The 2,276-nt window shown below is 65.9% G+C and carries 2 protein-coding genes; one reads left to right on the top strand and one right to left on the bottom strand.

Going from position 1 to position 2,276, the window contains the following annotated elements; genetic code table 11:
- On the top strand, nucleotides 1-713 hold a 713-nt coding region (locus AC6RA4_RS00780), incomplete at its 5' end, for a DUF4214 domain-containing protein (protein ID WP_500156429.1).
- A 100-nt stretch (nucleotides 714-813) separates the two neighbouring features.
- Here AC6RA4_RS00780 and AC6RA4_RS00775 read toward each other — a convergent pair.
- Nucleotides 814-2,276: VWA domain-containing protein (locus tag AC6RA4_RS00775; RefSeq protein WP_500156427.1), on the bottom strand; the 1,463-nt coding region annotated here is incomplete at its 5' end.

Genomic DNA, 2,276 nt, shown 5'->3' with positions numbered 1-2,276 from the left:
ACGACCTGCAGCTTGGCAGCTTCCGCGCGGACCACTTCGTGTTCGACGCCGCCGAGACGAACATCGCCGACAGGCTCGACGACGCGTTCCGCCTTTACCAGGCAACGCTCGACCGCGCGCCGGACCTGACCGGGCTCGAGAACTGGGCGACCCGGCTCGAGGACGGCAGCCCGTATGTGACGGTCGCCAACGGCTTCGTCGCCTCGGCCGAGTTCCAGAGCACCTACGGCGCGCTCGACAACGAGGCCTTTGTCACGCAGCTCTATCAGAACGTGCTGGGCCGCGCGCCGGATGCCACCGGACTTTCGAACTGGACGCAAAGACTCGACGACGGCATGAGCCGCGCCGCGGTGGTTCAGGGCTTCGCGCAGGCGCCGGAGTTTGTCGCCAACACCGAAGACGCCTTCATGTCCTTCATGCGGTCGGTCGAGGGCGATACCTTCGATGGCGGCGCAGGGGACGACCTGCAGCTTGGCAGCTTCCGCGCGGACCACTTCGTGTTCGACGCCGCCGACAGCGGTCGGGACCGGGTCCTGCAGATCGACCCGTGGGATATAATCGAGCTCACCGGCTTCGGCTACCAGAGCCGCAGCGAGGCGCTCGCGCAGTTCTCGGAGGTCGGCCGCGACACGGTCTTCACCGACGGCGCCGTAAGCGTCGTCTTCGCAAACAGCACGCTCGCGAGTTTCGAAGATGTAACCTTCGTTCTCTAAGGCGGCCCGGCCAACCGGCCCCGGGGGCCGCCCCCGCCTAGCAGAACAGCCGCCGGTGGGGTCCGGCGGCTGCACTGTCTGTGTTCCTCAGATCAGGATCCTAGAGCAGGAACACATCAGTTTCATCGACCCATTCGATGGTATTGGTCACCGTCCGGGTTTCATCCACGATCAGGTCGTTGTCGCTGTCGAAGCCCACCGTGACTGTGAAGGTGTTCACCTCGCCGGCCCCTGTGTTGAGCCCCGTGACATCGGCCAGCGAGAACCCGAGGTCACCGCCCCCGATATCCACGAGGTCGCCCGTGTCGTATCCCTGATCGACCCCGTTGACCTCGAAGGTGAATTCGAGGACGTCCGCAGGGAAGAGCGGGCTCGCGCCGAACGCATCGGCCACATCCGCGGGATCGGCGATGATCTCGGCCCCGCCGGTATTGTCGATCTGGTCGAGGGTCGCCTGGGTCGCCCCGGTGAACCCGACCGCCGAGATCGACACGTTCTGCAGAGCAAGCTGACCGAGCTCATCGTCCGCCGGATCAGTCCCGCTCTCGTGCGCTCCGGCCACCCCCATCAGGTTGTCGATCGCCTCCTGGGTGCCGGCCGAGACCGAGCTGCCCGAGGCGTAATCGACCACGCGGTTTGGCTCACCATCCGAAAGCATCAGCAGATAGTTCTCGTCGCTGGCGCTCTGGGCGTTGAAGAAATCGACCGCAAGGTCGATGCCGGCTTCATAGTTCGTCCAGCCCTGAACCCAGGTGTCGAGAGGCGATGCGGTCACCATCGAGGACGAGCCGTCGAGTGGCAGAAGCGCCGCGTCGAACAGATCGTAGGTCGCCTGGCTGGCCTGCAGCCCGAACTGAACGAGCTGAACCTCGACGAGCCCCGTCGCCGCGGCGCCGAGCTCGGCGTAGATCCCCGCATACTGGTCCCGAAGCTCTTCGACGACGGCTGCGACCGCCATGCGCTCGCGATTGAAGTTTGTCGTCCCCACAGAGCCCGACCCGTCGATCACGAAGGACACGTTGACCGGCGTCTGAACCACGGCGCCGAAGGTGATCTCGACATCGACGAAACTGGAGTCGTTGTAGCTCCGGTCCTCGCTCGACATGCTCAGCGTGATCAGCTGGCCATTGCTGGCCGCGGTCTGGCTGTCGACACCGGTCTCGACCAGCGGGTCGATGACATAGACACTGGCCGTCGCCACATTGCTGGTCGCGCCCTCATTGTCGTCGACGGTGTACTGGAAGCCGCCGCTGACGCTGTCATCGACGGTATCGCCACCGATGTCATCGGCCAGGAAATCGACCGTCCCGTCCGGGTTCACCGTGGCCGTCCCGCCGACCGCCGCCCCCTGCAGCGCCACCGATGCGGGATCGAGCGTGCCGTCCACATCGCTGTCGTTCGCGAGGATCGAGATCGGCCCGGTGCTGTCCCCGGACTCGACGACAATCCGGTCGTCGCCCGGGTCTCCGGTCCCGTCGTCCTCCGCCACCGGCGGGTCGTTCACCGGGGCCACCGTCACCGTCACCGTCGCCGTGTCGGTGCCGCCATTGCCGTCCGAGATCT

This window comes from Salipiger sp., assembly GCF_059781815.1.
The sequence above is the reverse complement of the archived record's forward strand: the minus strand, read 5'-3'. Positions and strand labels throughout refer to the sequence as shown.